The sequence below is a fragment of the Paenibacillus sp. J22P15 genome (genome assembly GCF_056269345.1).
Genome location: NZ_JBWDNT010000007.1, coordinates 24,811 through 48,162, shown reverse-complemented (window position 1 = coordinate 48,162; position 23,352 = coordinate 24,811). Strand labels below are relative to the sequence as shown.

The window sequence follows — 23,352 nt, the reverse complement described above, 5'->3', positions numbered from 1 at the left end:
TCTTTACTTCTCGCCAAGCTCTTCTGCACCAAGGCCAATGGTCTTTAGCAGAACAATGAGCTTCTCTTTATCCTCATTGCTCACGAAGCCCAAATTTTTTGTAATAACATTCGCATGCTTGGGGAAAATATCATCAAACAGCATTTGCCCTGTTTCGGTAAGCTGGACGTTCCAGCCTCTGCGATCCGCCACGTTTGGCTCCCGCCTAACATATCCTTTTTTCTCAAGCTTATCGATGACGTAAGTAATACTTCCGCTTGGTATAGCGAATTTTTCACTTATTTTCTGAATAGGCTGAGGCCCTTTGCTATATAACAGCTCCAGAATCATAAAATGCTCCTGACTAATGCCATGCCCTTCAATATCCTTACGCACATTGTCTGCAACCGCCTTCGATGCTTTGAGCCAAATACGAAATAGTCTTAAATCGAGTTGACTCTGCTCATCTGGTTGGAACAGAATAAAAAAATCCTAGCATTAGGATAATTCCGTGTCAATCTACTCTTTTTGCAACAAATAGACCGAACCGTTATCCTTTTTCACACTTGACTAAAATCAATTTTTCTATTATCTTTAATTTAAGATTCTTTATACAAAGCGTTTCGCACAGCAAAAAATATTACATTATGTCTCCCACCTTATGCAGCAGCTGTACAACATAAATAATAATGACAAAGGAGTGTTTTCGCATGACAAACAAATATCGGGCAATTGAGGGGATTTTTCATGGAGCGCCATTCCACATGGTAGGCGATGGCTTCCGGGTGTCGAATTTCTTTCCGTCAGGCACCAACTTCGGGCAACGGTTCAGCCCATTTATTCTCATGGATTATAATGCACCTTATAACTTCCCGCCGAGCTTACAAGTGAAAGGTGTCGGCGCACATCCGCATAGAGGATTCGAGACCGTATCTATCGCTTACGACGGTTATGTCGAGCATTATGACAACCACGGCAATCACGGCATTATTGGACCTGGGGATGTACAGTGGATGACCGCAGGCTCTGGTTTATTGCACAAGGAGCATCACGAGAGTGAATTTTCTAAACGCGGCGGAATCTTTCATTTTATTCAACTTTGGGTGAACCTTCCCCGGGCCGACAAAATGCATCCTCCTAGATATCAGGAATTGTTAAAAGAGAATATGGGACACGTAGATCTGCCAGACCATGGCGGTTCGGTACGAATTATTGCTGGTGATTACAACGGTGTTCAGGGCCCTGCTCAAACTTTTACACCGATTCATTTGTTTGATATTAATTTCAAAGCAAACGGCAAAGCACAGTTCGAGCTCCCTTCTACCTTTAACACAGCAGCGCTGGTTCTTAGAGGAAGCGCCATAATTAACGAAGGAAAAATCGCCGAGGAAGGCAGCTTTGTTCTCTTCGAGAATAGTTCAGGGGCCATTTCTATTGAAGGGCAAACCGACGATACACTAGTCATCGTGCTGAGCGGCGAACCGATTGATGAGCCTATTTTTCAACATGGACCATTTGTTATGAACAGCTACGAAGAGATTGTTGAGGCGTTCAAAGATTTTCAAGACGGCAAGATGGGAAGCACCAATTTTTAATTAAAAATCGAGTAATCAGGACCAGTTGAAGCCGCATGCTTCGCTGGTCTTTTTGATCATTCGTTTGAATTAGGTAGAAATCCGCTTCTAATAATATGATAAACTAGTATGTAAATGATTGAAAACGTAAGGAGATAAATGATGATCAAGCTGGTGTCATGGAACGTAAATGGTATAAGAGCCTGCGTAACCAAAGGGTTTAATGATTATTTCAAAGAAACGAATGCGGATATCTTTTGTCTGCAGGAGACGAAGCTGCAAGAAGGGCAAATTAATATGGAGCTTGGCGAGGAATACTCGCAATATTGGAATTATGCGATAAAGAAGGGTTACTCCGGTACGGCTGTTTTCACAAAAATAAAACCGATCTCCGTACATTATGGCATTGAGGAAAACTCGGAGCCTGAGGGACGAGTCATTACACTAGAATTTGAAAGCTTCTATTTGGTTACTGTCTACACGCCTAATGCAAAGCGCGACTTAACGAGATTGGATTATCGAATGGAATGGGAAGATCGCTTCCGCAACTATCTTAAGCAGCTTGATGCGGTTAAGCCGGTCATTGTATGCGGTGATTTAAACGTAGCGCATCAGGAAATTGATCTCAAGCATCCGAAGCCTAATCTCGGCAACTCTGGCTTTACGCTTGAAGAGCGGGGCAAGATGACTGAGCTGCTAACAAGCGGCTTCCTTGATACGTTCAGACATTTGTACCCGGATCGTCCAGATGTGTACAGCTGGTGGTCCTACATGGCGAAGGTACGTGAGCGGAATGTGGGCTGGCGTATCGACTATTTCTTAATCTCATCGAGACTGAGCCCCATGCTCATTGACGCACAAATTGATACTCATATCATGGGAAGCGATCATTGCCCTGTCCTTCTAACTATGGAAGATATCCAAGCATAACGCAGACATACGTACATTCACTCAAAAAGGCGGACGACACTCAGGGATGAGCGTTGTCCGCCTTTCGACTAATTAAGTAGGGAGTATTTCCTTCGAAGCATTTTTGTCTCGTAAAATGTTGAGTGCCCGCTCCATCTTATCGATATAAGCCGGTTCATTCCCTGAGCACATAAATTTCACATCTCCGCTTCCGCCGCCGCCGCCGCGTATTCCATAACGGCTCAGCAATGCAGACAGACGCTTCACTGTCCCTACATTGCCATCCACGATCTCGATATGATCCGGCAGCATATCCTTCAATATATCCTTATAGAAAGGGTAATGCGTACAGCCCAGCACGATGATGCCGTAATCATTCATATCAAAATCTGCAAGCTTAGCCTGAAAATATTGTTCCATAACTTCCTTATCGAATTGCAGCGCCTCACAATAATGAACAAGCTCAGGCAGAGGAAGCGAATCCACGATCCCCATTTCATCCACGCGAGATACGAGAGCATAATATTTGGGAAGCTGCAGCGTTAATGGTGTTGCGAACACGAGCACCCTTTTGCCCGTTGCACGGTTCATTTCTACTGCTGGCTTGACCGCAGGCTCCATACCGACAATAGGTAGAGAATAATGCTCTCTTAATTCATTTATCGCAATACTGGTTGCAGTATTGCAAGCGATGACTAACGCATCAATACCCTCTTCCATCATTAGACCAACCGTTTGGAAAATGTACTTCTTTACGTCCTCTTCTGGTTTCGTACCGTAGGGAACATGAAGCGTGTCCGCCATATAAAGAAAATCCTTGTCAGGAAGCCTTTGGATGGCTTCCGCTAGTACGGTAAGCCCGCCAATTCCTGAATCAAAAAAACCAATTCTCATGTCTCATCGATTCCTTACGTTTATTGGAATAGAATAATCGGATGTTGCTATATCCATATTAACTCATTGGCTCCATCCATAAAAGCTTATAATTACATCTAGACCAAAAAAGCGCCTCTAGTCCTGGTGGGACAAGGGGCGCTCTATCTATTTCTATGGCGCTCGCTTCGGAAGCAGATTAACATAATCGTCCGAAAGCTTCATGAGCTCCAGTATATAATCATAGTCCCCGCGATATTTGGAGAAATCAGCTACTGGCTTTTTCGTTCTAATATCGATAGCTGTACCGTCCTCAAAGCCTTTGCCTGGTATAAACATAATATCGTTGTTGAAAAAAGAGCCTGTCGGTAAATAATATCTCACACCTATCACATTCTGAGAACTATTAAGCAGATCACGGCCGAATGTCGTATACCCTTTATCCGTCAGCGATATACCTAGCAGGTTAGTAAGGGTCGGCATAATATCCACTTGCCCGCCTACCAGATCGATCACTTTGGCATCTGCGCCTGGCACATGAACAATGAGTGGAATATTGAACCGGCTAATTTGCTCGTCATATACAATGCCCAGCTGCTCGCTAACCCATGCCGGGTCATTATCTGTCGTCTGCAAGCCGGAGTGATCACCGTAAGCGACCAATATCGTATTTTCCCATAGTCCGCTCGTTTTGAGTCCCTCAATAAAACGGCCGATTTCATAGTCGGTATAATTTAATGCTGTCAAATAATCACCTAATTGCGTTCCTTCTAGATTATCCGGCATCGTAATGTGCTGAAGCTCTGCTGGAACCTTGAACGGGTGATGGCTTGAGGTGGTTACAAATTGGGCGTAGAAAGGTATTCCTTGCTGCTCCAGCACCTGTAAATTCTCTAGTCCAACCTTGTAGAGCTCCTCATCTGAAGCTCCAAAGGAATTAAAATGATCATTTTGGAAAGAAGGCTTATCATAGTATGTCGTAAATCCGAGAGCAGGATACATCCGGTTCCGATCCCAAAAAGTCACATCATTAATATGAAACGTGTTGGACTCATATCCGATATCGCCAAGCAGTCTCGGGAGACTCGGCAGAACTCGGTCGCCGTAACCTGTAGACATCGCTTTTGCGCCGGTCGGATAGATGGATGTATTCGACATAAATTCGGCATCCGATGTATTGCCTTGCCCGATTTGATGGAATACATGAGGAAAGTAGAAGCTTTCCTTAGCCAGCTCATTTAGCACCGGTGTTACCGCCTGACCGCCGACAGAGAGGTTGATTGCAAAATTTTGAAACGCCTCCATCTGAATAACGATCACATTTTTCCCTTTGGCGAATCCGTAATAATTAGGCGTACCCGCAGCTACAGTATTTCCAGCTTGGTCGTAATAGGAGGATTTCAGCTCCACTGCGCTAGCCGCTGTCGCTTCCACATTCCCGTTCTTAAGCGCAGTCTGTTCTTTACTTGCCTTGATCGCTGCCGCTGCCTGATAATCGATAAAGCCTAAGCTCTCTGCCTGCACAATTTCATTAGGGATCGAGCTCGCTGACCAAATGTAACCACCCGAGACAGCGATGCACAATACAGCTGCAATCGCTGTGAATAACGGTCTTGCGACCCGCTCGCGTCCCTCACTTCGAGTCCCTCTACTGCGCTTAACTGCGTATAACATCACGAGCAAGGCGACATCTAGAAAATAGATATAATAAGAAGGTAAAATTATGGAATCTACACTTGTACGAATTTGCAGCACTTGGTCAAGCCCTGACAACGCAGAGTAGGTAGGCACTGTTCCGTAATAGCTAAAGTAAACCGTTGAAGCAAATAAAAGCAAAGAAATCACTGCATTTACGATTCCAAGTACGGTTCCTCTCCATCTGGCCGAGGATATCAGCTCAAATAGAAGCAGCAAAGCAAGCACAGCCGCCGCATCCGGCAGCAAGTATAATACCTGAATGCTATCGAAGACAAAATAGCGAAACAGAATCATTTTTAACATCATCAGAATGAATATAACGAAAAACAGTGATCTGTCGTAACGTTTAGGGAAAAACTGCAAGACTCTCACTCCTTAATATCTCTATCATTGCTATCAAATTGAAAAGAACCGTCATCACATGACGGCTCATCTAAACTTTAATGTTAAGGTAATATGAAGGCAAATGCAACGGCTAATAAATAGCAGACTTCACCTATGCAGCTATGCAGCTAATGCTAGAAACGCCCTTTATTTCGTTGAACGTCGACGCCATGCCAGAATAGCCACTAACGTTACAATGATCAGAAATACAAACGACCCTATAATGAGCGGCTGCTTTGAGGATTGGGTTGTATTCGGTATATGAGCAGTTTCTTCATTATAAGGCAATGTCCCTTCTGCGCTAAGAGAAATAGGGGCATAACCCTTCCCAAGTACTTTTATCTCATCTCCTGTTGAGGAGAGCGGTTGAGTAAATGAACATATTCCCGTTATAAGCTTTCCTGAACTTTCTTGTGCAGTCACGATATAGGAATTTCCCACATTGAAGCCTTCATACCCACAGCTTACAGAGCTCATCGCCGTATAAACTGCTGTCTGCTGCTTCAACTCCCCTTTCCAAACCGTTGATACCTCGAAGTCTACTTGGACCAGATCAGCAGTAGACATTGTTTTCTCCTGACGGGGCGGTGTAACCTTCTTAACCTTTCCTGCGAAGATGGTTGCGTTGAGAACATGCTCATCCTTAACCACATTCTCGATAGATGGCTTCTGAGAACAAGAGCATGCGAAGGCCGTTTTTGGCCTCGCTATAAGAACAGTGCTTAACAGCATTACTCCGCATAAAAAATAAAGCAACATTTTTTTCATCATCATAGTCACCTCGTAGTATAGACGGGTCGAAAATAATAAATGTTCCCTTATTTATGGGCGAATTCAAAATAACGTTTGGCTACTCAGCTGGCTATTTGCTCATTATATTGATATATTACCTAAAGTGAGCAAGCTTGATACAACGATAACGAGCTCCTTAGACTAAAGAACGCGCAGGTGACTATGATGATTGAGGTAAAGACTTCTAAGCTTAGCGATGGAGAGTTTAATAGAGGTGTATTTGCGAAGGTTGATATCGCAAAAGGCGTTATGTTCCATGAAGCACCGGTCATTCCTTTCCCGAATGAGGAGCATGAGCACATAGAGAAAACGATGCTTGCTGATTACGTGTTTGAGTATGGTGAACATCACACAGCTATCCTACTTGGGTACGGAATGTTGTTTAACCATTCCTATACGCCAAATGCCTACCATGATCTCGATTTTGACAATCATGTCGTCAACTTCTTTACTTACTCTGACGTAAAAGCAGGCGAAGAGCTTCTTATCAACTATAACGTCGATAACGATGATCCGATGTGGTTTGATCTGAAAGAGGATGAAGATACGGACGAGGATGCAAAAGAATAAGTAAGCAGTCCTTCACGAAAACGGCCCTGCAGGTCTAAGCCCGCATGGCCATTTTTGGATTATTATCGATCGCTAATTTCTTCAGCAGATTGTGGGCAAGGGAAAGCCAGCAGGTTTCTTTTGCTTTTTTTATTTTCAAGGTTCAACCAAACGGAGCAGGTCGAATGATTCTGGAGAAGCGCCAGCGGTCGCCTTTGTTCGCGGATTCCTTCCTCGGCCAATTCATTCCAGGAATCCACGAACAACAGCGCGCCGGATTATCAGAAATAGGTCTAGAAACTAGACCTATTTCCCTGAAAACGACCAATTCTACACAAATAGATCTAGAAATTAGATCTATTATGCTGCCCATTCCGCCAATGTGCCTCTAAAGCTACAGATTATCAGTAATAGGTCTAGAAACTAGACTTATTTCTCTGAAAACGACCAATTCTACACAAATAGATCTAGATTCTAGATCTATCATGCTGCCTATTCCGCCAATGCGCCTCTAAAGCGCCGGATTATCAGAAATAGGTCTAGAAACTAGACCTATTTCCCTGAAAACGACCAATTCTACACAAATAGATCTAGATTCTAGATCTATCATGCTGCCTATTCCGCCAATGTGCCTCTAAAGCGCCGGATTATCAGAAATAGGTCTAGAAACTAGACCTATTTCCCTGAAAACGACCAATTCTACACAAATAGATCTAGATTCTAGATCTATCATGCTGCCCATTCCGCCAATGTGCCTCTAAAGCGCCGGATTATCAGTTACCTCTACTTTAGGCACATCCTCTTTGTCTTTTCCTTAACAATTAGTAGTCTGCAGCATGTTAAAATTGGAACAAAGGTTCATAATAGCAGTAATCCTCGGTCTAATTATCAATAACAATGCTTTCTAATATCACATTAACCGGATTAGCGATCGTGTCGCCAACTGGGCATTTGCTCGTTAGAAATTTCACAAACTCTTCGATTCTTTCTTTCGGTGAATCAGTTTTGATTCGGAACGTGTAACGGATATCAGAGTAACCTGGGCGAACATCAGATTTATTGAAAAATCCGTCGAGATCAATGTCCCCTTCTACATCAACACTGAAGTCTTCGAGTTTAACATCAAACTTTGGTGCATAAACTCTAGCGACGATCGACTGACATGCTCCTAGTGAGGCAAGAAGCGCTTCAACAGGGTTCATGCCCGTATCTGTTCCACCTAAGCTTTTCGGTTCATCAATCGTTAGCTCGAACTGTCTGGACTTGGCTAAAACTTTAACTCCCTCTTGTAAATGAGCAGTTGCTTTAAAGGTTTGAACAGCCATATTAAATTCTCCTTTAGTTGCTTGGCCTTTTACTTGATACCCGCAAAAAAACCAACTTATTTACTTGGTATTATAAGTTCATTCATAAAATATGTCAATCAATTGCAAATCAAGTAAGTTATTAGCTAATCTCCCTATTCTTCGAATGACAGATTAGACGGACCATCCAACAGCTCGCTCTCCAGCTCCAGATTAGTCGTAGGAACACTATGGTCTACCTCTTCAAACTTGAAGCTATCTACCCACACATGTCCTTTTCCCATAAGCAGAACACCAATCGATATACTCGCACTGTTATCAGGAACATTCAATACGATAGCGTAATGATTCCACCCCGTGTCTCCGATAATCTTCCTATTATTCATGTTATCGAACTGTAAAATATCCTGCGCGTTATTATCTACCCTCATCCACAAGCCGCAGTAATCCTGTACCCCGCTTGTCTTAACAAAGCCTGAGAACCTCATTCGACGTCCAACAAACTTCTGAGCTTTAAATTGCTGCATCATCGTACCGAATTGTCCTGGCTCCTCTGCCATAATTGTCTTCAAATAACCTGACGCATTTCCTTGATGAACGATGCTGTGATCAACACCCATTTCATAGTTTTGAGGCTGACTTCCAGTTAGAAACCAATCTTTCACCGGTGAAGCTTGACCCATATAATCTCCTCCTATTGTCATATGTGTATGTGATGTAAATAATTTACGATAACGGCCCGGCGGCATGCTGTACATTTTCTTGAAGGCTCTTGTAAATGCTTCTTGGCTTTCAAAATGACAGTTCAGCGAAATATCAATGATGGATTCATCCGAGTTCAGAAGCAGTCTAGATGCAAAACAAAGTCGACGGCTTCGCAAATAATCCGCTATATTTATGCCTACTTCCTTCCGAAATAAACGGTGAAAATGATACGGTGAAAAACCAGCGTGTGCTGCTATATGCTCTAGTGTGATATCTTCCTGAAGATGGTTCTCCATGTATTGGATACTTTTTTGAATGATGTTGTAAGTACTCAAAGGTGCGCCTCCTTTGAGATTAGAATAGCAGATAATAGAGGGCTGTTTTTGATATTTTTTGCTAAACATACGGATCAAACGAACTGATCAACAAACGCAAAAAAGAGATTTTCTCGAAAGAAAATCTCTGTTGTTTACGTATTATAGGGTTTATTTAATTCCACAATCCTGCTTTTTCAAGTTTCTTCTTACCATTAAAAGCGAAGGTTATAGCTGCGATGTTTATCAATAACATGATACCAACAGCGTAGAGGATGGAGGTGTAGCTGCCTGTAATTTCGGCAATATAGCCATACGCCGGCAAAGCAACGATACCTGCAACCGCTAAACCAATAACAGCAGAAGCATAGATTTGACCGTATTCTTTTGTACCAAATACCATCGCGAAGATCGCTGTATTTTTGGCGCCAATCTTATCACTTAATACACCGAAAGCTAAGGCCCCTACTAACACACCTATAGACCAACCTCCCATTGCGAACGGAGCAACAAACTGGCCAAAGCTTCCTATAGCCGTAATAAAGAAGAAAAATAGAAGCAAGAAATAAAATGCGGAAGATTTTCTCGCTACACTTGCTGTAACGAGTTCATTCTTGATGCATGTGCATTGTTTACCAAAATATCTAGTTTGCCGTATTTGTCAGCAACTTGTTTAACGATACCAGCTAATTTATCATGCTCACCAAGGTTTGCTTGAATGAACATGGACTCAGGTGCAAACTCCTGCAGCTCCTTAATCGTTGCGTTACCAGCTTCTTCATTTAAGTCGATAATAACAACTGTAGCTCCTTCTTTAACGAAAGCTGTTGCCATTCCTTTACCGATTCCGCCAGCTGCACCTGTATAAACGAACGGCCAAGGATTCGAATCCTTGGCCGTTCGTTTTTCTAGATTTCTCACAGCGCATTACTTCGCTACAAACGGTTTATCCTGCGACACAGCAATCTGATATGAATACATATTTGTTCCATCTCCGATTGCAAAGTTGAGTATACGTTTATTAACTGGCACGATTACAGCTCGGTACAGCGTCGGGAATACTGGAACTTCCTCCACCATCAGCTGCTGCCATTCCTTATAAATGCCTTGTCGTACCTTTACATCAAATGCAGCTTTGGACACACCCGCTTTAAGCAGTTCATCCTGCTTGTCATTCGCATAACGCGAGAAGTTATAGAGTGCGTCGCGACCATACAAGCCCGCTGGATCAACGTCAATCCCTACTGCCCATGCCGCTTGGTAAACATCGACCTTCGGATCATCTTTGCCCGTATTGCCAACACGATCATAGAAAGTATTGAATTCTACCATTTCCAGCTGGACATTTAATCCGATTGCTTGCCATGATTGAACATAATATTGAGCGAGCGGCTGTGCTATATCCCCGCCTGTCATGGAGATGAAATTAATAACTAACTCACTTCCATCCGGGTTCGTACGGAATTTGCCATCCATCTTATATCCAGCATCATCCAAAATCTTCTTTGCCTGCTCTGGATCATACGCTAGACCTTTGCTCGTAGCATCATGATACTCTGGATGGGACGGTGGGATGAGTGTCGTCGCGTTCCAGCGTAAGCCATGATAGAATTTTTTGCCGACCTGATCGTTATCGACCGCATGCCACATCGCTTTCCGTAAATTCACATCACCCATTTTAGCTTTTTCATTCGGAACGACCTTACCACCCTTTTCATCCCACGTGCCTAGTTTAAAGCCAATGTAAGTATAAGCACGGTCGACGGCGCCTAAGTATTCAAGATTTGAAAGATTCGCGTTATCTGGATATTGATCAACCGGGAATGAATCGACAAGATCCACTCCGCCGCTTTCGAGCTGCTGGACAACGGTCGTTGGATTGATCACTTTCAGAACAACCCCATCCAAGGCAGGCTCTCCGCGCCAGTAATCCGGATTTTTCTCATACACGACAGATTCTCCAGGTACGATACTTTTCACTTTAAAAGGACCGAAGCCGATCGGTTTCTCACGCACCTCTGGAGAGGATGAAATCTTAGCGACATCCATATTGCCGAAAATATGTTTTGCTAACGGATACGTCCACACACCGCCGGTCAACAAGGAAGGCGTGGATTCCAGATACGTAATTTTGAGTTTTTTCTCACTGAGCACTTCAATACCCGAGATCGTTTTTGCTTTCCCGTCATGGTATTCCGTCATCCCTGCAATATTCATGAATGTGGCGTCATATCGAGGTCCATCATATTTCGGGTTACCAATGACTTCATGGGCAAATTGCCAATCTTCAGCTGTGACCGGCTTGCCGTCATGCCAGTTTACATTATCACGGATCGTAAACGTGAATGTTTTGCCATCCTCCGATACTTCATACGTCGCTGCCCCATCATTTGTGTATACATAACTCTTATCCCAAGTGAGCAGTCCCTCATCGAACCAACCTAGCACTTGGGAATCCGGGTCGCCCGAATAGAAGTTAAAATTCAGCGTTCCTTCGAATGGCGTATCCGATACAAGACCAAACGTAATCGTTCCTCCCTTAATTGCTGTCCCTTCATTCTTCTTCACATTACTGAAGTCTTCAATGGAATAGAGACCATCATCTGGAGCAGGCTTCTCGGTTTCAGCCGGAGACGGAGCTTGCGAAGCAGTCGGCTTCACCGCAGCATCAGTCGGGCTCGGTGTGTCTACTTTGTTCCCATTGTTAGATGAACAAGCTGCAAGAAAGACTAGAAATGCCAACATAAGCGGTAAAAGCAATGATCCTGAAAACATACTTTTCTTCTTCAACATCGATTTCCTCCCTTGTTATCCTTTTCTTTGCCTTGCATCCGTCGCTCGCTTAAGCGCTTGACCGACGTTATTTATACTCAACATCAGTACCAGAATCAGTAGCGATGCAGGTAACCATATCCACCATCTAATCTCTAGCGTTTGCGGGTCTCTAGCATAGCTGACCAGCGTACCCAAGCTAGGCATGCTCTCTGGGAAACCGAAGCCAAGGAACGAGAGCCCGGACTCTAGCCCAATATTCGCCGCTAAGTTCAGTGTCATCGTTACAATAATAATGGAGCTTAAATTCGGCAATACTTGCACCATCATAATTTTAAAGTTAGACGAGCCTAACGTTTTGGATGCCTGAACATAATCCAGCTCCTTCTCCTGCAGCGCTTTTGAACGAATCAACCTCGCGATCCCCATCCATAGAAAAGCTGTCATAATTAGCGAGAACGACATAATATTATATTTTGGCACGGCTGTGACAAACGCAATGACGATCATTAAAGTCGGAAGTATCATAAAGAAATCAACAAATCGCATCAAAATATTGTCTACCGTTCCGCCGAAATAACCGGAAATGAGTCCGATTAAAACGCCAATGACACCTGTAAATGCAGTAACAATAAACGCTATGGACAATGAATTACGAGTTCCGATAATTAACTGACCAAAAACATCGCGCCCTCCATAATCCGTGCCTAGCCAATATTCAGTCGACGGCGGCTTTTTCAATGCGAATAAATCTACCGTTACAATTTGCTCCTGATTCAGAACAAGCGATATCCCGTAAACAGACAAAATAACGATGCTTAAAAAAATGAGCGATATGAAAGCCAACTTATCTCGTACGATTTCCCGCCATATAATATTCCAGCTTGACGGACTTTTGTCCGGCTTCGGAAGCGCAGTGATGGGGATGTTAGTCCTTCTCATTTCTTTCACCTCAACGTTTCGAGTTGTTATTTAATTCGAATCCGAGGATCAACGATACTTAAAACAATGTCAGAGATTAATGCCCCGAGAATAGAGGCTACCCCGTACAATAAAACAAGCGCAGTAACGACACTGAAATCCCGCAGCGCGATGGAGCTTAAAAACAGCTCCCCCATCCCCGGATAACTGAAGATGCCCTCTATGAACACCGTACCTCCGATAAGGCCTGTAATTTCATACCCCATAAATGCTGCAATCGGCAATAACGAGTTTCGTAAAATATGACGATTATACACACGGGACTCCGATGCTCCCTTTGCTCTTGCCGTCAGAATAAAATCCTTCTGCTTCGTGTCGATAATCTCGCTGCGAAGATATTGAACCGTTGTCACGGTCGCAATGAGTGCCATCGATATCGCTGGAAGCAGCAAATGATAAAATTTACTCATAGCATATTGGAGCGTGCTAGGCTCCATCCCTGGAGCAACGCTTCCTCCCGTAGGAAACCAACCAAAATGAAAGCCGAACACCCATAACATCAAAAGTGCGAAAATAAATAAAGGAGCTGCAAACCCTATGTATGTATAACCTGTAATGAGACGATCAGCTGCAGTATCGTTATAGCGCCCGCTTGTAATGCCAAGTGGAATTGCTATTAAGTAGGTAAGTATTAGCGTCACTAAGGATAACCAAACGGTATTCATCATTCGCTGGCCAATCAGATCAGACACCGGCATTTTAAAGCGAAACGATTGTCCAAAGTCACCTTGAATTGCTTTCGTAATCCAGTCCCAATATTGCACGTACCACGGATTGTTAAGCCCCAGCTTCACACGTTGTGCTTCCAGCGCTGCTGGATCGATACTTGGATCGAGCAGACCAGTCAGCGCATCCCCAGGCATCGCCTTAGCCATTAAAAATACGAGAATGCTTAATAATATAATTTGAGGAATCATAATGACTATTCTTCGTACAACTGTACGCCACATCGTCCTCACCCTCTCTCAGGCAAAGCCACGAAATGTGTTTCTGAAATTGGTTTTAATGGATAAGCCAAGCCTTCCTCGTCAAAATAGTTCTCAAAGGCTTGTTCATATTCTGCCTTCACAGCCTCACGAAACGCATACTTTTCCGCACGTTTGGCAGGATCGATATCGGGTATTGCCGAAAGCAGACGTTTCGTATAAATATGCTGAGGATGATTAAAAATATCGGCTGTCGTACCGCGTTCAACGTAACGCCCCTTATACATAATGCCAATATGGTCACACATATGCCGAATAATGCCGAGATCATGGCTGATTAATAGATAGGTAAGGTTTAGTTCCTTCTGAATATCCTGCATAAAGTTCAGCACCTGAGCTTGGACAGACACATCCAGCGCTGATACGGGTTCGTCGGCAATGATGAGCTTAGGCTTCAACGCGATTGCTCTTGCAATGCCTATCCGCTGCCGCTGACCTCCAGAAAATTCGTGAGGATATTTGTATATGTATTCGGGGCTTAAGCCTACCAGCTCCAATAACTGCTGTACACGGCGCTTCTCTTCACCGGCAGTCAGCTTCTCAAAATTCCGCAGTGGCTCAGCTATGATGTCAATGACACGTTTCTTGGGATTTAAAGAGGAGTAGGGGTCTTGGAATATCATTTGGATGTCTCTACGGAATGCCGAATACTTCTGAAGCCCGCCTGCAGCAAGCTGCTGCCCTTGGAAGAGAACACTGCCCGATGTGATGGCGTTCAAACCTATGATCGCTCTGCCTGTCGTGGTCTTGCCAGAACCGGACTCGCCTACTAGTCCATAGGTTTGTCCCTGCTGCATGGAGAAATGTATGCCGTCTACTGCTTTGATGGGTTCGCTTTTTTTGCTAAATAGACCGCTTCGATTCGGAAAATGTACTTTTAGATCGCTGATCTCAAGAAATGACATGATAATGATCATCCTCCTTTTGATCAGGGAAGTGGAAGTGCTTGTAACAGCTGCATCTGACAAAATGTCCAGGTGAAACCTCATGCATTACCGGCTCTGCTTCGTGCGCGGTCTCAGCGATCCACGGGATTCGCGGTTGGAAGCGACAGCCTTCCCTCGGAAGATTCTGAAGAGACGGCACAATTCCCTGAATCACATGCAGCTTGGACTTCGCCTCATTAACCGTTGGAATCGATTGCAGCAAAGATCTTGTATAGGGATGCTTTGCTCTAGAAATAAGCGTGTAAATGTCTGCAATCTCAACAATTTGTCCAGCATACATAACAGCCACTCGATCAGCCATTTCAGCAACAACACCTAAGTCATGCGTAATCAAGACAATGCCCGCCTTGCTGTCTTCCTTCAGCTTTCGGAGTAAATCAAGAATTTGCAATTGTATCGTAACATCGAGTGCAGTCGTCGGTTCATCGGCAATTAATAGTTTAGGTTCATTAGCAATCGCTATCGCAATGACAACCCGCTGCCTCATTCCTCCGGATAATTCATGAGGATAACGCCCGTAGGTATGCGCGGGACGAGGAATCCCTACCTTTGCTAACAGCTCAATCGCCATACTTGCCCTAGCTCTCTTCGAGAGATTTGGCTGATGAAGGAAAATTACCTCTTCAATTTGGGAGCCTACAATCATCAGCGGATTTAATGCCGACAGCGGGTCTTGAAAGATCATCCCCATTTCCTTACCTCTCAGCTTGTTCAGCTTAGAGGTAGACATATGAGCAATTTCCTGCCCGCGATAATAAATATTTCCCTCTATTCTAGCTCTCGTATGAAGACCCATTATGGAATAGGCTAGCGCACTCTTGCCAGAGCCTGATTCTCCAACAATAGCTAGCACCTCATTTTCTTTTACCGATAGCGTCACATCATCCACAGCTGCATAATAATGATCCGCAATTCGAAATGAGGTCGTTAAATTCTCAATTTTCAGCAGCTCTTTATTCAACGGAATCCTCCTAACGCGAATGTATTCGAAACTACTATTTTCTTAATTTTCAAATAATTCCACACACATTGTCCCAGTTAATTGAATATTGATTATTTATATTCATGGTTTTTGATTTCATTACACTTTCTATTCCAGAACTAATATTATATTTAAACGCTGTAACGCATTAATGTATTATGTTTCAGATTGTTACATTGTTGATTAGTAAGTAAGCAATACAATATAATTACACTAAACTTATTTTTACAATAATACTCACCTCACTGCTGCTTAGAAGTCTTCTTAGGTCTAAACCATATGATTAATGACGATAATAATATGCGTCATATAAATATTCACACAAAGAGGAGTGAACCTTTTGAAATCGTTGAACAAATTTATCAAAATCTGTATCGCTGTCATTTTAGTATTAGCCATTATTTATTTGGGTTCACTTGTCGACTACATTTTCAAGCCCTTCGTTTCATTATTGAGTATTACAATGATTCCATTGATGCTGGCATCCTTTTTCTATTACCTATTGCGGCCTTTGGTAAACTGGATGGAAGGGCCTAAATTAAAGAGGCCTTTGGTTATTCTCATTATTTATTTAGTTGCAGCTATACTATTTTCTCTGTTTATCATTGGCGTATTTCCCTCGTTGCGAACTCAGTTTTTCAATTTGGTGAACAACGCTCCGAATCTTCTGAGCTCTTTGAACAAGCAATTACAAGGACTCGAACAGAATGGATTTCTGGCGAATATTTTTCCAGAGAATACGAATCCGCTATCTAAGGTAACCGAGTATTTGAATAAAGGGTTCTCCTTACTAACCAATTATTTAACAGGAACGTTTACTTTCATCTCCAATTTCGCGGTTATCCTGTTTACATTCCCCATCCTTCTTTTTTACATGCTGAAGGAGGGTGACAAATTTGGTCAGAAAATCGTTAGTTTTATGCCCAAAAGGTTTCGTGAAGAAGGCTATGAGGTTGTAAAAGATATTGATCTTGCGGTTAGCGGCTTTATTGTAGGAAGAGTGGTAGTCAATCTGGCACTCGGTGTATTCATGTATATCGGTTTTTCGATTATCGGCTTGCCCTACGCCCTTCTCCTAACTGCGATAGCGGTTATTATGAACTTTATCCCTTTTATAGGTGCAATCTTGTCTGCAGTGCCGATCGTGATAATCGGCTTGATCGAGTCTCCGTCTATTGCGATTTGGTCGTTAGTGGTCATTCTCGTCTCGCAGCAAATTCAGGATAATATTCTGTCGCCTTATATTTTCGGCAAACAGCTGGATATCCACCCGATTACAACTATTCTATTGGTGCTGGTCGGCAGTGACGCCTTTGGAATCGTCGGTGTGATCATCATCATCCCTGTATACATGATTTTGAAGATCGTCGTTATCAAGCTGTACCAGCTTTTTTTCAAACAAAAGTGGGAGGACGCTTAAGCGCTCAAATCCTGCCAAATAGGAAAAGCAGATGGGGATCCCACAAAAGTGGTCCACATCTGCTTTTTTATTTGATAATCATGTTCTGTATTTAACATAAGCTATATTTACTCAAACCCGGTGATGATCTGCTCTCCAATGCGTAATCGACTTCTTGATCTCCCCAGACTTCATGCCTGTTTCAGCAGCTTTCGTGCATAGCTCAGGAAAGGCTTCATCCTCGGAGAAACGAAGTGCGATGATCTGCTGTAAGCTAAGTCTTTCATCCAATGGCTTGCCTGTAAGACGAAAGTGCCGAAAATTCTCTTCATGAAGAATGCTGCGATCCTGCAGCTTGGTTGCAAATTGCCGTACTGTCGCCACCAGCAATACTACACAAATTGCTAGTCCGAATATTAGAGCCGAAGTAAAACTAAACTGCTGCTTGATAATGAGAACAATAGACGCAATGAAAACGATTAGTGAAATGGGTGCAAGGATAAAATGATATAAAGGTGAATATTGGGTATGATCCGCATAGCTTTGCGTTTTGAACTTACTCAATGGTCTACCTCCCATTACCTCAATCTAAATTCCTTTAAATATATGTCGATAACATCTTATACATTACAGAACTCGAAACTCAAATCGGTATTGTTTCGCTTGCAACAACTCAAATGTCCTTTCTAAAATAATAATGTTTACTTCCTAACGGGGCGTCTTCAAATACTCCAACTACTTTATAGCCATTTTTCAAATAAAAATCAGGGGCTTGAAAACTAAAAGTGTTCAGTTTGATGAAGGTGCATTTCTTCTCTGTGGCAATCGCTTCGATTTGGCATAATAACTGACTCCCGTAGCCTGAGCCTCTAAGTGCTGTCTCGACCCACAAAATATCAACCTCTATCCAATTCCAACAAAATACGCTTAATAGTCCGCCAACAATCTTACCTTCATCATCCTTTATAGTAAGATTGATCTCCTCATAGTTGTTCTTCAAGTCATCAGGAACATGCGGATGATTATGATTATATTCAATTAGCTTTCTTCTAACGTATTCACTTTCTTCTTTATTTCCGTTAGTGATTTCAATTGCCATGATGAACTCCCAACCTCTCAACTGTTAAAATCGTACTTTATATAATTGTTTATAATCTCAGTCTCATCTTCATCAATTTCATTAAACCATTCCGAGTGGATCCATAATGGTATATTCATGATTTCTTGTAATCCATCAATCGCCTCTTCGCAATCCTCTAATTGCATGATTTCATTCCATTTAGAACTATGGGAGTGGCCTAGTAACTCGGTTAGCAGACTAATGTCACCCTCGTTTTCATCTAATCCATAGTCTTCTCTAGTTCCCTCAGAACACCAAATTCGTTTGTTTTTCTGTTCTCCGTCTACGCATATATTCAACTCAAAAACGTCATCATCAAAGTATCCAATTGTTAATACAGGGGCATTAATATAGCTCGATAATTTCTTCCCGAATGCTTCAACTTCTCCCCAGCCAAAGGTATCATTTAAAATACTAATCCATTCATTATGAAATTCGCCAACATAGAATATATTTTGCAATACATAGGCTTGTTGTACAATCGATTCAAAAGCTGAATCTGAATTTATTCTTTTTTGCTTTTTACTCGAAGAGATTTCTTTAAGTGCAGCTAATACACTGCCTATATCCTTTGTCTTAATGTGAATGTTCCCAAACTTTGTACCCATTGCTCTACCTCCCTAAAATATATATTTGAGTTGACCTCTGTACCTCTCCCACTTACAATTTATTGGATCATTATGGAAAATTAAACTATTATGAATTGAATATAACATGACTCTTGCGCCCCGTATAGACCATAGCGATGCATCAATTTCTATTCTCTTGGGGTCATTTACTTGAGGTTCAAATTTTCAAAAATTGCACGGTGCTATATTCATAAAAAATATATTTTAAATTATTTTCAAGAAAATTGTTCAAATAATATAGACGGCAGGCATCTAACAAAGTGAGGATCAATAGAGTCACGGGAGGCGGGTATGAGCATATACGAATTGAACAGCATCGGTTTCATGGCCGCTCCAGAAATGGACGACGCCGACCGCAGCCGAATGCTCGCGGAAAGGGCTCGGCTGGGCGATACGGAAGCATTTGGGGAGCTAATTGAACAGCATCGTAAACGTGCAAAAGGTTGGGCTGAGCGGATAACTGGCGACCCACACATGGCTGATGACATCGTTCAGGATGCACTCATTCGTGCGTTCCTTCATATTGGGACACTTCACGATACGAGCCGTTTCTTGCCCTGGCTGCACCGGATCGTGCGTAATCAAGCAAATTCACGCTTGCGGCGAGGCGGTCCATATAAATGGGAAAAGCCGTTTACATCCTTCGTATCAACGGAAGTTGATGCAGGCAGGATCAACTGGGACGATCTGGACAGTGTCCTCCTCCATTTGACACAGTCTGCTGCGAACGCTGCGATGAACAATCAAGATCCGGCAGAGCCTCTGCTGCGCAAAGAGCTGTACGAAACGATCCATTCAGTGCTGCACTGCCTGACTCGGAAGGAACGTGAAATATTCGAAGCCTTTTTCTTCAAACAACTGAGTCCGGATGAGATCGCTGCTATGTATCAGATGACGACAGGCTCCATTTATACGTATATCCATCGTTCCCGCCAGAAGATAAGGCAGGAGCAGATCCGTGTCTCTCTTGGCCTACTACCCGAGAAGGGGGAAAGCATTTTGTTCAAGAGCAAGCTCCTCGAATTACCGGAATGGCCGGCGCATGCTTCCACGATGTTTACTTTTGTCGATCGAATCGGGCATTTGCTCGCGACTCTAGGCGATCAACGTGAAACAGCTGAGCTAATGGGGATTTCTGGTTTTGCCTTTCGTATGCAAATATCCGATAAAACAACCTTCGCGGATGGGATCTACATGTTTGATTGGCGACAGGCACTCCGAGAGTTCATTCAGGAGATTGGATACGAGGTGAATATGCTGTGCGGTCAATTATCGGATTCACCGGTGCCGCTTCTTGGTGCCGTTGAGCGTTTTCCTGTAGTGCTTCCAATCGAGGAAGCCGTTATACCGTATATTCGCAAGTCTATCGAATTAGGGAAGCCCGTTCTTTATTTTGACACTTCCGCTTCGAGACCTTATGTCCATGAGTGGTCGCTAATTTACGGCTACAATGACGAGCTTCAGGCCGTTCAACTAACCGATGCCATGAAACCAGAAGGTAAAAAATTATCATATAACGATATTACCAATAATCCTGTTAGATTTCTTGCGTCTATCGATAGACCATTGAAAAAAGATAGTCCTGTAATGAAACTGTCAGAACAGACAGCTCTACAGCGCCGAAATGCGAAAGCTGCCATTCAATTCGCTGTGGAATACGCCAAGCCGCAATCGGTTATTTGGAAAAGTCGTTCAGCCAGTTAGAAAAGGAGAGTTTACCATGAACAAGATTACTGAAATAAGATTTCTTACCGAATTTCAAAATATGTATAACGTAATGGATGCGAAAGCTTCCTTTGAGCAGGCTCATCCTAATGTAAAAATCATCATCGAGCAAGCGACCGACCACTATGAATGCATGCAAGCTTTCAAATCCGATGAAGCCCCTGATATTATCGAATCTGGCGGATGGGCATTGTTTAATTACAAGGGCATGTTCCTCGATCTGCTGCCATATGTGGATGAGGTTTCTGGACTAAGAGAAGACTTAAATCCCGGGATCATGCGCGTCGCATGCAAGGATGCTACACTCCCCGGCCTGCCTGTAGACGTAGCGCTCCCTCTCATCATTTACAACAAGGAAATATTTAATCAAGCTGGTCTCCCTTATCCAGCAGAGTCTTGGACATGGGATGAGATGATAGAACTTGCCGGAAAACTAACGATTCGTAACGAGAGCGGCGTAGCTCGGCAGTTCGGTTTTGGATTCGGGGTGGATATCGAGGAATTCGAGCCGTTCGTCATGCGTAACGGCGGACGATACTTATCGCAAGATGGCATGACTGCAAGAGGTTACGTTGACCAGCCTGCCGTCATTGAAGCCTTTCGCAAGTTGATTGATGCTTATCGTGTTCACCGTGTAATCCGTAATCCTAATGAGCCTTCAGAGGCAGGGGATTTGCACCAAGGATTTGCGATGGTTTTTGGTTTCACATGGTTCGTAGGAAATTTGTTTCATCACGGACTGGCGGATAAATTCGGAGTGGTAGGGTTGCCCAACATGCCTGGCAAAGAACAATCTAATATGATCTATATGGGAGCAGCAGGTATCACAACTAAATCAAAGCACCCTCGTCTCGCTTGGGACTTTCTAAACCACTACATTTTAAAGAGACCAGACTCCTTTCGTTCGCCATGGACGCTGCCGATTACACGCTCACTTGCCGTGCAAAGCGGTCTTACCGAGAAACATATTTGGTCGCGATTCTTGCAGGAGCTGGACCATGTGCAAACAAGCGGCTTCTATTTCAATGAGAAATGGAACTCCTCCCGCCAGATCATTAATGAAGATATTCACCGCATGATTCTGGAAGGTGCTGACGTAGCTCAGACTTTGAAATCGTGGACGAGGTTTACTTAGAAGATTAACAGCATAAAGGATGTTAGCTTGCCTCAGATTGAACGATGCCTCTCTTGCGGGTCATCGTTCAATCTGAGGATGCACTTATAATGTTGACGCTGCTCGGCTTACTAGGGACGATAATAGATAGATATCGACAAGTGCATCTTTTCGCAGCTTGAGTGTCTTTCTTTCTGGCGGGCCATCAAACAAACCTTCTGGCAGCGTTAGCTCACTCGCATTAAAAATCGTAAAGCTTACCGCTTCTTTGGAGGTTGAAATAACGGCCGCGTATTTTCCATTTTTCAAAAAATGCGGTTTCTTGTACTGGATGCGCTCCTGAGCGTCCGGAATCGCCCCGAGAACAACCTCTCGAAGACGTGAGCACAGCTCCGCTTGCCAAGGCTCTTTTATGGTTTCAATAAAATCCGTTACTTCTTGGTTCATTTTTCATTCTCCTCTTTTTGCTTAAAATCCCATCTCTACTTCTAATCATTCGTCATTTATACATAAAATTCCTGTTTTCTTTATTTCACACAACATATAGTCTGTAAAATCAGCTAAATGATCACGATCAAACATATGCTTCCCTGTAACTCCGGCGTACTGTTCTAGACATTTCCCAATCAATTCTTGGTATTTATTCGGTAATGACTGAACTCCCCATTCTCCTCCTTCTTTCTTGGACGATATATTCCCTTCTCTCAGAAAGAGCAGAACTCTACACAGGTTCAAAGTAATATACATCGGTTGATCCATAATGTCTTCCGAAGCATCTTTAATATCATAAATAATAGATGCCAGAAAATATTTAATATCAATAGGCTCATATAACTCTTCAAGCGGTCGACCATACAAGGCTATCCCGCGATAATAAGCAACAACCAGCTGTGATGCAAAATCATTGTCTTCGTACCCGCCGCAAACATAATTTTCATCAGAGCGATATTTTTCCTTGTGGAATTTAGAATAATGCATTTCACATGGAGTAGGATAGACGAATGCACTTATGTGAGATTCCAAAATCACACTAAACTCCATTCCTCTCTCATTTGGCATTTCATCATCCAGTACTAATACTTGCTTGGCTAATCTCTTCTTGTTTTCTGCTGTCAAACTCTCTTTGATCACAACGATAAAGTCGATATCACTTCTCCCCGGATGAAAGCATCCCATAGCCAATGATCCATGTAAATAAAGTCCCGACAGATTTCCATCAAGCTCACCTTTAAACAATGAAACAATTTTGTCTAAGTACGGCTGCATGTTCAAGTATCCCCCGTTTGGTAACCCGAATTTTCAAGCTATCTGTCCACGTTATTAAATCTAAAAACCACTTTATGCCCATCGAATGTCATGCCAATCGTTTCTTCAAGTTACTTTTTGTACAACCTGATACTGTTTTTCTCCAAAATTTTTGTCCTACTATATTTTGCTTCATTGGATTAGTAAACAGCTCCCACTGACCTTTAAACATCTCAAATACATGAGTCGCGGCATTTTCTGCAATACCTTTTCCTCTGAAAGACTGCAGCATAAAGAAATCATTCACAAAATACGACGATATGCTTCAAACTTATACCAGCATGTGGTTACAAGCAAGGTACAGTTTGACT

At 42.9% G+C, this 23,352-nt stretch carries 25 protein-coding genes; 7 read left to right on the top strand and 18 right to left on the bottom strand.

Annotated elements, in window-relative coordinates; all coding sequences use genetic code 11:
- Positions 1 to 3: 3 nt before the first annotated feature.
- Positions 4 to 375 (bottom strand): MarR family winged helix-turn-helix transcriptional regulator, encoded by a 372-nt coding sequence (locus AC0YN6_RS16585; protein ID WP_475748165.1) that lies wholly within the window; start codon positions 373 to 375, stop codon positions 4 to 6.
- Between the two features lie 314 nt (positions 376 to 689).
- Between AC0YN6_RS16585 and AC0YN6_RS16580 the strand changes: the two genes are divergently transcribed.
- Positions 690 to 1,574 carry a pirin family protein gene (locus AC0YN6_RS16580; RefSeq protein ID WP_475748164.1) on the top strand — a complete coding sequence of 295 codons (885 nt, stop codon included), beginning with the start codon at positions 690 to 692 and terminating at the stop codon, positions 1,572 to 1,574.
- 144 nt (positions 1,575 to 1,718) lie between these two features.
- Complete coding sequence (locus tag AC0YN6_RS16575) at positions 1,719 to 2,483, top strand: exodeoxyribonuclease III (RefSeq protein ID WP_475748321.1); 765 nt, start codon at positions 1,719 to 1,721, stop codon at positions 2,481 to 2,483.
- Between the two features lie 72 nt (positions 2,484 to 2,555).
- Here AC0YN6_RS16575 and murI read toward each other — a convergent pair whose 3' ends face one another.
- From murI to AC0YN6_RS16560, 3 genes are all read right to left on the bottom strand, one after another.
- Positions 2,556 to 3,356 (bottom strand): glutamate racemase, encoded by an 801-nt coding sequence (murI, locus tag AC0YN6_RS16570; RefSeq protein ID WP_475748163.1) that lies wholly within the window; start codon positions 3,354 to 3,356, stop codon positions 2,556 to 2,558.
- A 153-nt stretch (positions 3,357 to 3,509) separates the two neighbouring features.
- Positions 3,510 to 5,396, bottom strand: a complete 1,887-nt coding sequence (locus AC0YN6_RS16565) for an LTA synthase family protein (protein WP_475748162.1) — start codon at positions 5,394 to 5,396, stop codon at positions 3,510 to 3,512.
- Between the two features lie 168 nt (positions 5,397 to 5,564).
- The gene (locus tag AC0YN6_RS16560; protein WP_475748161.1) at positions 5,565 to 6,191 is read right to left on the bottom strand and encodes a hypothetical protein; all 627 of its coding nucleotides are present in this window, start codon (positions 6,189 to 6,191) and stop codon (positions 5,565 to 5,567) included.
- 183 nt (positions 6,192 to 6,374) lie between these two features.
- Between AC0YN6_RS16560 and AC0YN6_RS16555 the strand changes: the two genes are divergently transcribed.
- Both AC0YN6_RS16555 and AC0YN6_RS16550 read left to right on the top strand, forming a co-directional pair.
- On the top strand, positions 6,375 to 6,779 hold the full coding sequence (locus AC0YN6_RS16555; protein ID WP_475748319.1) for an SET domain-containing protein: 405 nt from the start codon (positions 6,375 to 6,377) through the stop codon (positions 6,777 to 6,779).
- 44 nt (positions 6,780 to 6,823) lie between these two features.
- Entirely contained in the window at positions 6,824 to 7,150 is a 327-nt protein-coding gene (locus AC0YN6_RS16550) for a hypothetical protein (RefSeq protein WP_475748160.1), read from the top strand.
- A 489-nt stretch (positions 7,151 to 7,639) separates the two neighbouring features.
- Here the strand turns inward: AC0YN6_RS16550 and AC0YN6_RS16545 are convergent, their stop codons facing one another.
- The 9 genes from AC0YN6_RS16545 to AC0YN6_RS16505 all read right to left on the bottom strand — a co-directional run bounded on the left by AC0YN6_RS16545 (position 7,640) and on the right by AC0YN6_RS16505 (position 15,728).
- Complete coding sequence (locus AC0YN6_RS16545; RefSeq protein WP_475748159.1) at positions 7,640 to 8,083, bottom strand: OsmC family protein; 444 nt, start codon at positions 8,081 to 8,083, stop codon at positions 7,640 to 7,642.
- A gap of 134 nt (positions 8,084 to 8,217) precedes the next feature.
- On the bottom strand, positions 8,218 to 9,102 hold the full coding sequence (locus tag AC0YN6_RS16540) for a helix-turn-helix domain-containing protein (RefSeq protein ID WP_475748158.1): 885 nt from the start codon (positions 9,100 to 9,102) through the stop codon (positions 8,218 to 8,220).
- Between the two features lie 154 nt (positions 9,103 to 9,256).
- Positions 9,257 to 9,556 (bottom strand): hypothetical protein, encoded by a 300-nt coding sequence (locus AC0YN6_RS16535; protein WP_475748157.1) that lies wholly within the window; start codon positions 9,554 to 9,556, stop codon positions 9,257 to 9,259.
- 113 nt (positions 9,557 to 9,669) lie between these two features.
- Positions 9,670 to 10,002: an SDR family NAD(P)-dependent oxidoreductase gene (locus tag AC0YN6_RS16530; RefSeq protein ID WP_475748156.1), complete on the bottom strand. Its 333-nt coding sequence runs from the start codon at positions 10,000 to 10,002 to the stop codon at positions 9,670 to 9,672.
- Positions 10,003 to 10,008: 6 nt separating this feature from the next.
- Positions 10,009 to 11,874, bottom strand: a complete 1,866-nt coding sequence (locus AC0YN6_RS16525; RefSeq protein ID WP_475748155.1) for an oligopeptide ABC transporter substrate-binding protein — start codon at positions 11,872 to 11,874, stop codon at positions 10,009 to 10,011.
- 15 nt (positions 11,875 to 11,889) lie between these two features.
- Positions 11,890 to 12,795 carry an ABC transporter permease gene (locus AC0YN6_RS16520; RefSeq protein WP_475748154.1) on the bottom strand — a complete coding sequence of 302 codons (906 nt, stop codon included), beginning with the start codon at positions 12,793 to 12,795 and terminating at the stop codon, positions 11,890 to 11,892.
- A 26-nt stretch (positions 12,796 to 12,821) separates the two neighbouring features.
- Positions 12,822 to 13,784 (bottom strand): oligopeptide ABC transporter permease, encoded by a 963-nt coding sequence (gene opp4B / locus AC0YN6_RS16515; protein WP_475748153.1) that lies wholly within the window; start codon positions 13,782 to 13,784, stop codon positions 12,822 to 12,824.
- A gap of 5 nt (positions 13,785 to 13,789) precedes the next feature.
- Positions 13,790 to 14,725, bottom strand: coding sequence for an ABC transporter ATP-binding protein (locus AC0YN6_RS16510; protein ID WP_475748152.1), 936 nt, complete (start codon positions 14,723 to 14,725; stop codon positions 13,790 to 13,792).
- Complete coding sequence (locus AC0YN6_RS16505; protein WP_475748151.1) at positions 14,712 to 15,728, bottom strand: ABC transporter ATP-binding protein; 1,017 nt, start codon at positions 15,726 to 15,728, stop codon at positions 14,712 to 14,714. Before AC0YN6_RS16505 ends, AC0YN6_RS16510 begins: the two co-directional genes overlap by 14 nt.
- Positions 15,729 to 16,089: 361 nt before the next feature.
- On the opposite strand from AC0YN6_RS16505, the gene AC0YN6_RS16500 reads away from it, so the two are divergent.
- Positions 16,090 to 17,169 (top strand): AI-2E family transporter, encoded by a 1,080-nt coding sequence (locus AC0YN6_RS16500; RefSeq protein WP_475748150.1) that lies wholly within the window; start codon positions 16,090 to 16,092, stop codon positions 17,167 to 17,169.
- A gap of 111 nt (positions 17,170 to 17,280) precedes the next feature.
- Here the strand turns inward: AC0YN6_RS16500 and AC0YN6_RS16495 are convergent, their stop codons facing one another.
- The 3 genes from AC0YN6_RS16495 to AC0YN6_RS16485 all read right to left on the bottom strand — a co-directional run bounded on the left by AC0YN6_RS16495 (position 17,281) and on the right by AC0YN6_RS16485 (position 18,876).
- Positions 17,281 to 17,712 carry a DUF6526 family protein gene (locus AC0YN6_RS16495; protein ID WP_475748149.1) on the bottom strand — a complete coding sequence of 144 codons (432 nt, stop codon included), beginning with the start codon at positions 17,710 to 17,712 and terminating at the stop codon, positions 17,281 to 17,283.
- A 109-nt stretch (positions 17,713 to 17,821) separates the two neighbouring features.
- Complete coding sequence (locus AC0YN6_RS16490) at positions 17,822 to 18,247, bottom strand: GNAT family N-acetyltransferase (protein ID WP_475748148.1); 426 nt, start codon at positions 18,245 to 18,247, stop codon at positions 17,822 to 17,824.
- Between the two features lie 17 nt (positions 18,248 to 18,264).
- Positions 18,265 to 18,876, bottom strand: a complete 612-nt coding sequence (locus tag AC0YN6_RS16485; RefSeq protein ID WP_475748147.1) for a hypothetical protein — start codon at positions 18,874 to 18,876, stop codon at positions 18,265 to 18,267.
- A gap of 312 nt (positions 18,877 to 19,188) precedes the next feature.
- On the opposite strand from AC0YN6_RS16485, the gene AC0YN6_RS16480 reads away from it, so the two are divergent.
- Together AC0YN6_RS16480 and AC0YN6_RS16475 are read left to right on the top strand one after the other, a co-directional pair.
- Positions 19,189 to 20,601, top strand: a complete 1,413-nt coding sequence (locus tag AC0YN6_RS16480) for an RNA polymerase sigma factor (RefSeq protein ID WP_475748146.1) — start codon at positions 19,189 to 19,191, stop codon at positions 20,599 to 20,601.
- 16 nt (positions 20,602 to 20,617) lie between these two features.
- Entirely contained in the window at positions 20,618 to 21,757 is a 1,140-nt protein-coding gene (locus tag AC0YN6_RS16475) for an extracellular solute-binding protein (RefSeq protein WP_475748145.1), read from the top strand.
- An 84-nt stretch (positions 21,758 to 21,841) separates the two neighbouring features.
- Here AC0YN6_RS16475 and AC0YN6_RS16470 read toward each other — a convergent pair whose 3' ends face one another.
- Complete coding sequence (locus AC0YN6_RS16470) at positions 21,842 to 22,183, bottom strand: DUF1801 domain-containing protein (RefSeq protein ID WP_475748144.1); 342 nt, start codon at positions 22,181 to 22,183, stop codon at positions 21,842 to 21,844.
- A gap of 45 nt (positions 22,184 to 22,228) precedes the next feature.
- Positions 22,229 to 23,002 (bottom strand): aminoglycoside adenylyltransferase domain-containing protein, encoded by a 774-nt coding sequence (locus tag AC0YN6_RS16465; RefSeq protein ID WP_475748143.1) that lies wholly within the window; start codon positions 23,000 to 23,002, stop codon positions 22,229 to 22,231.
- Positions 23,003 to 23,352 lie beyond the last annotated feature (350 nt).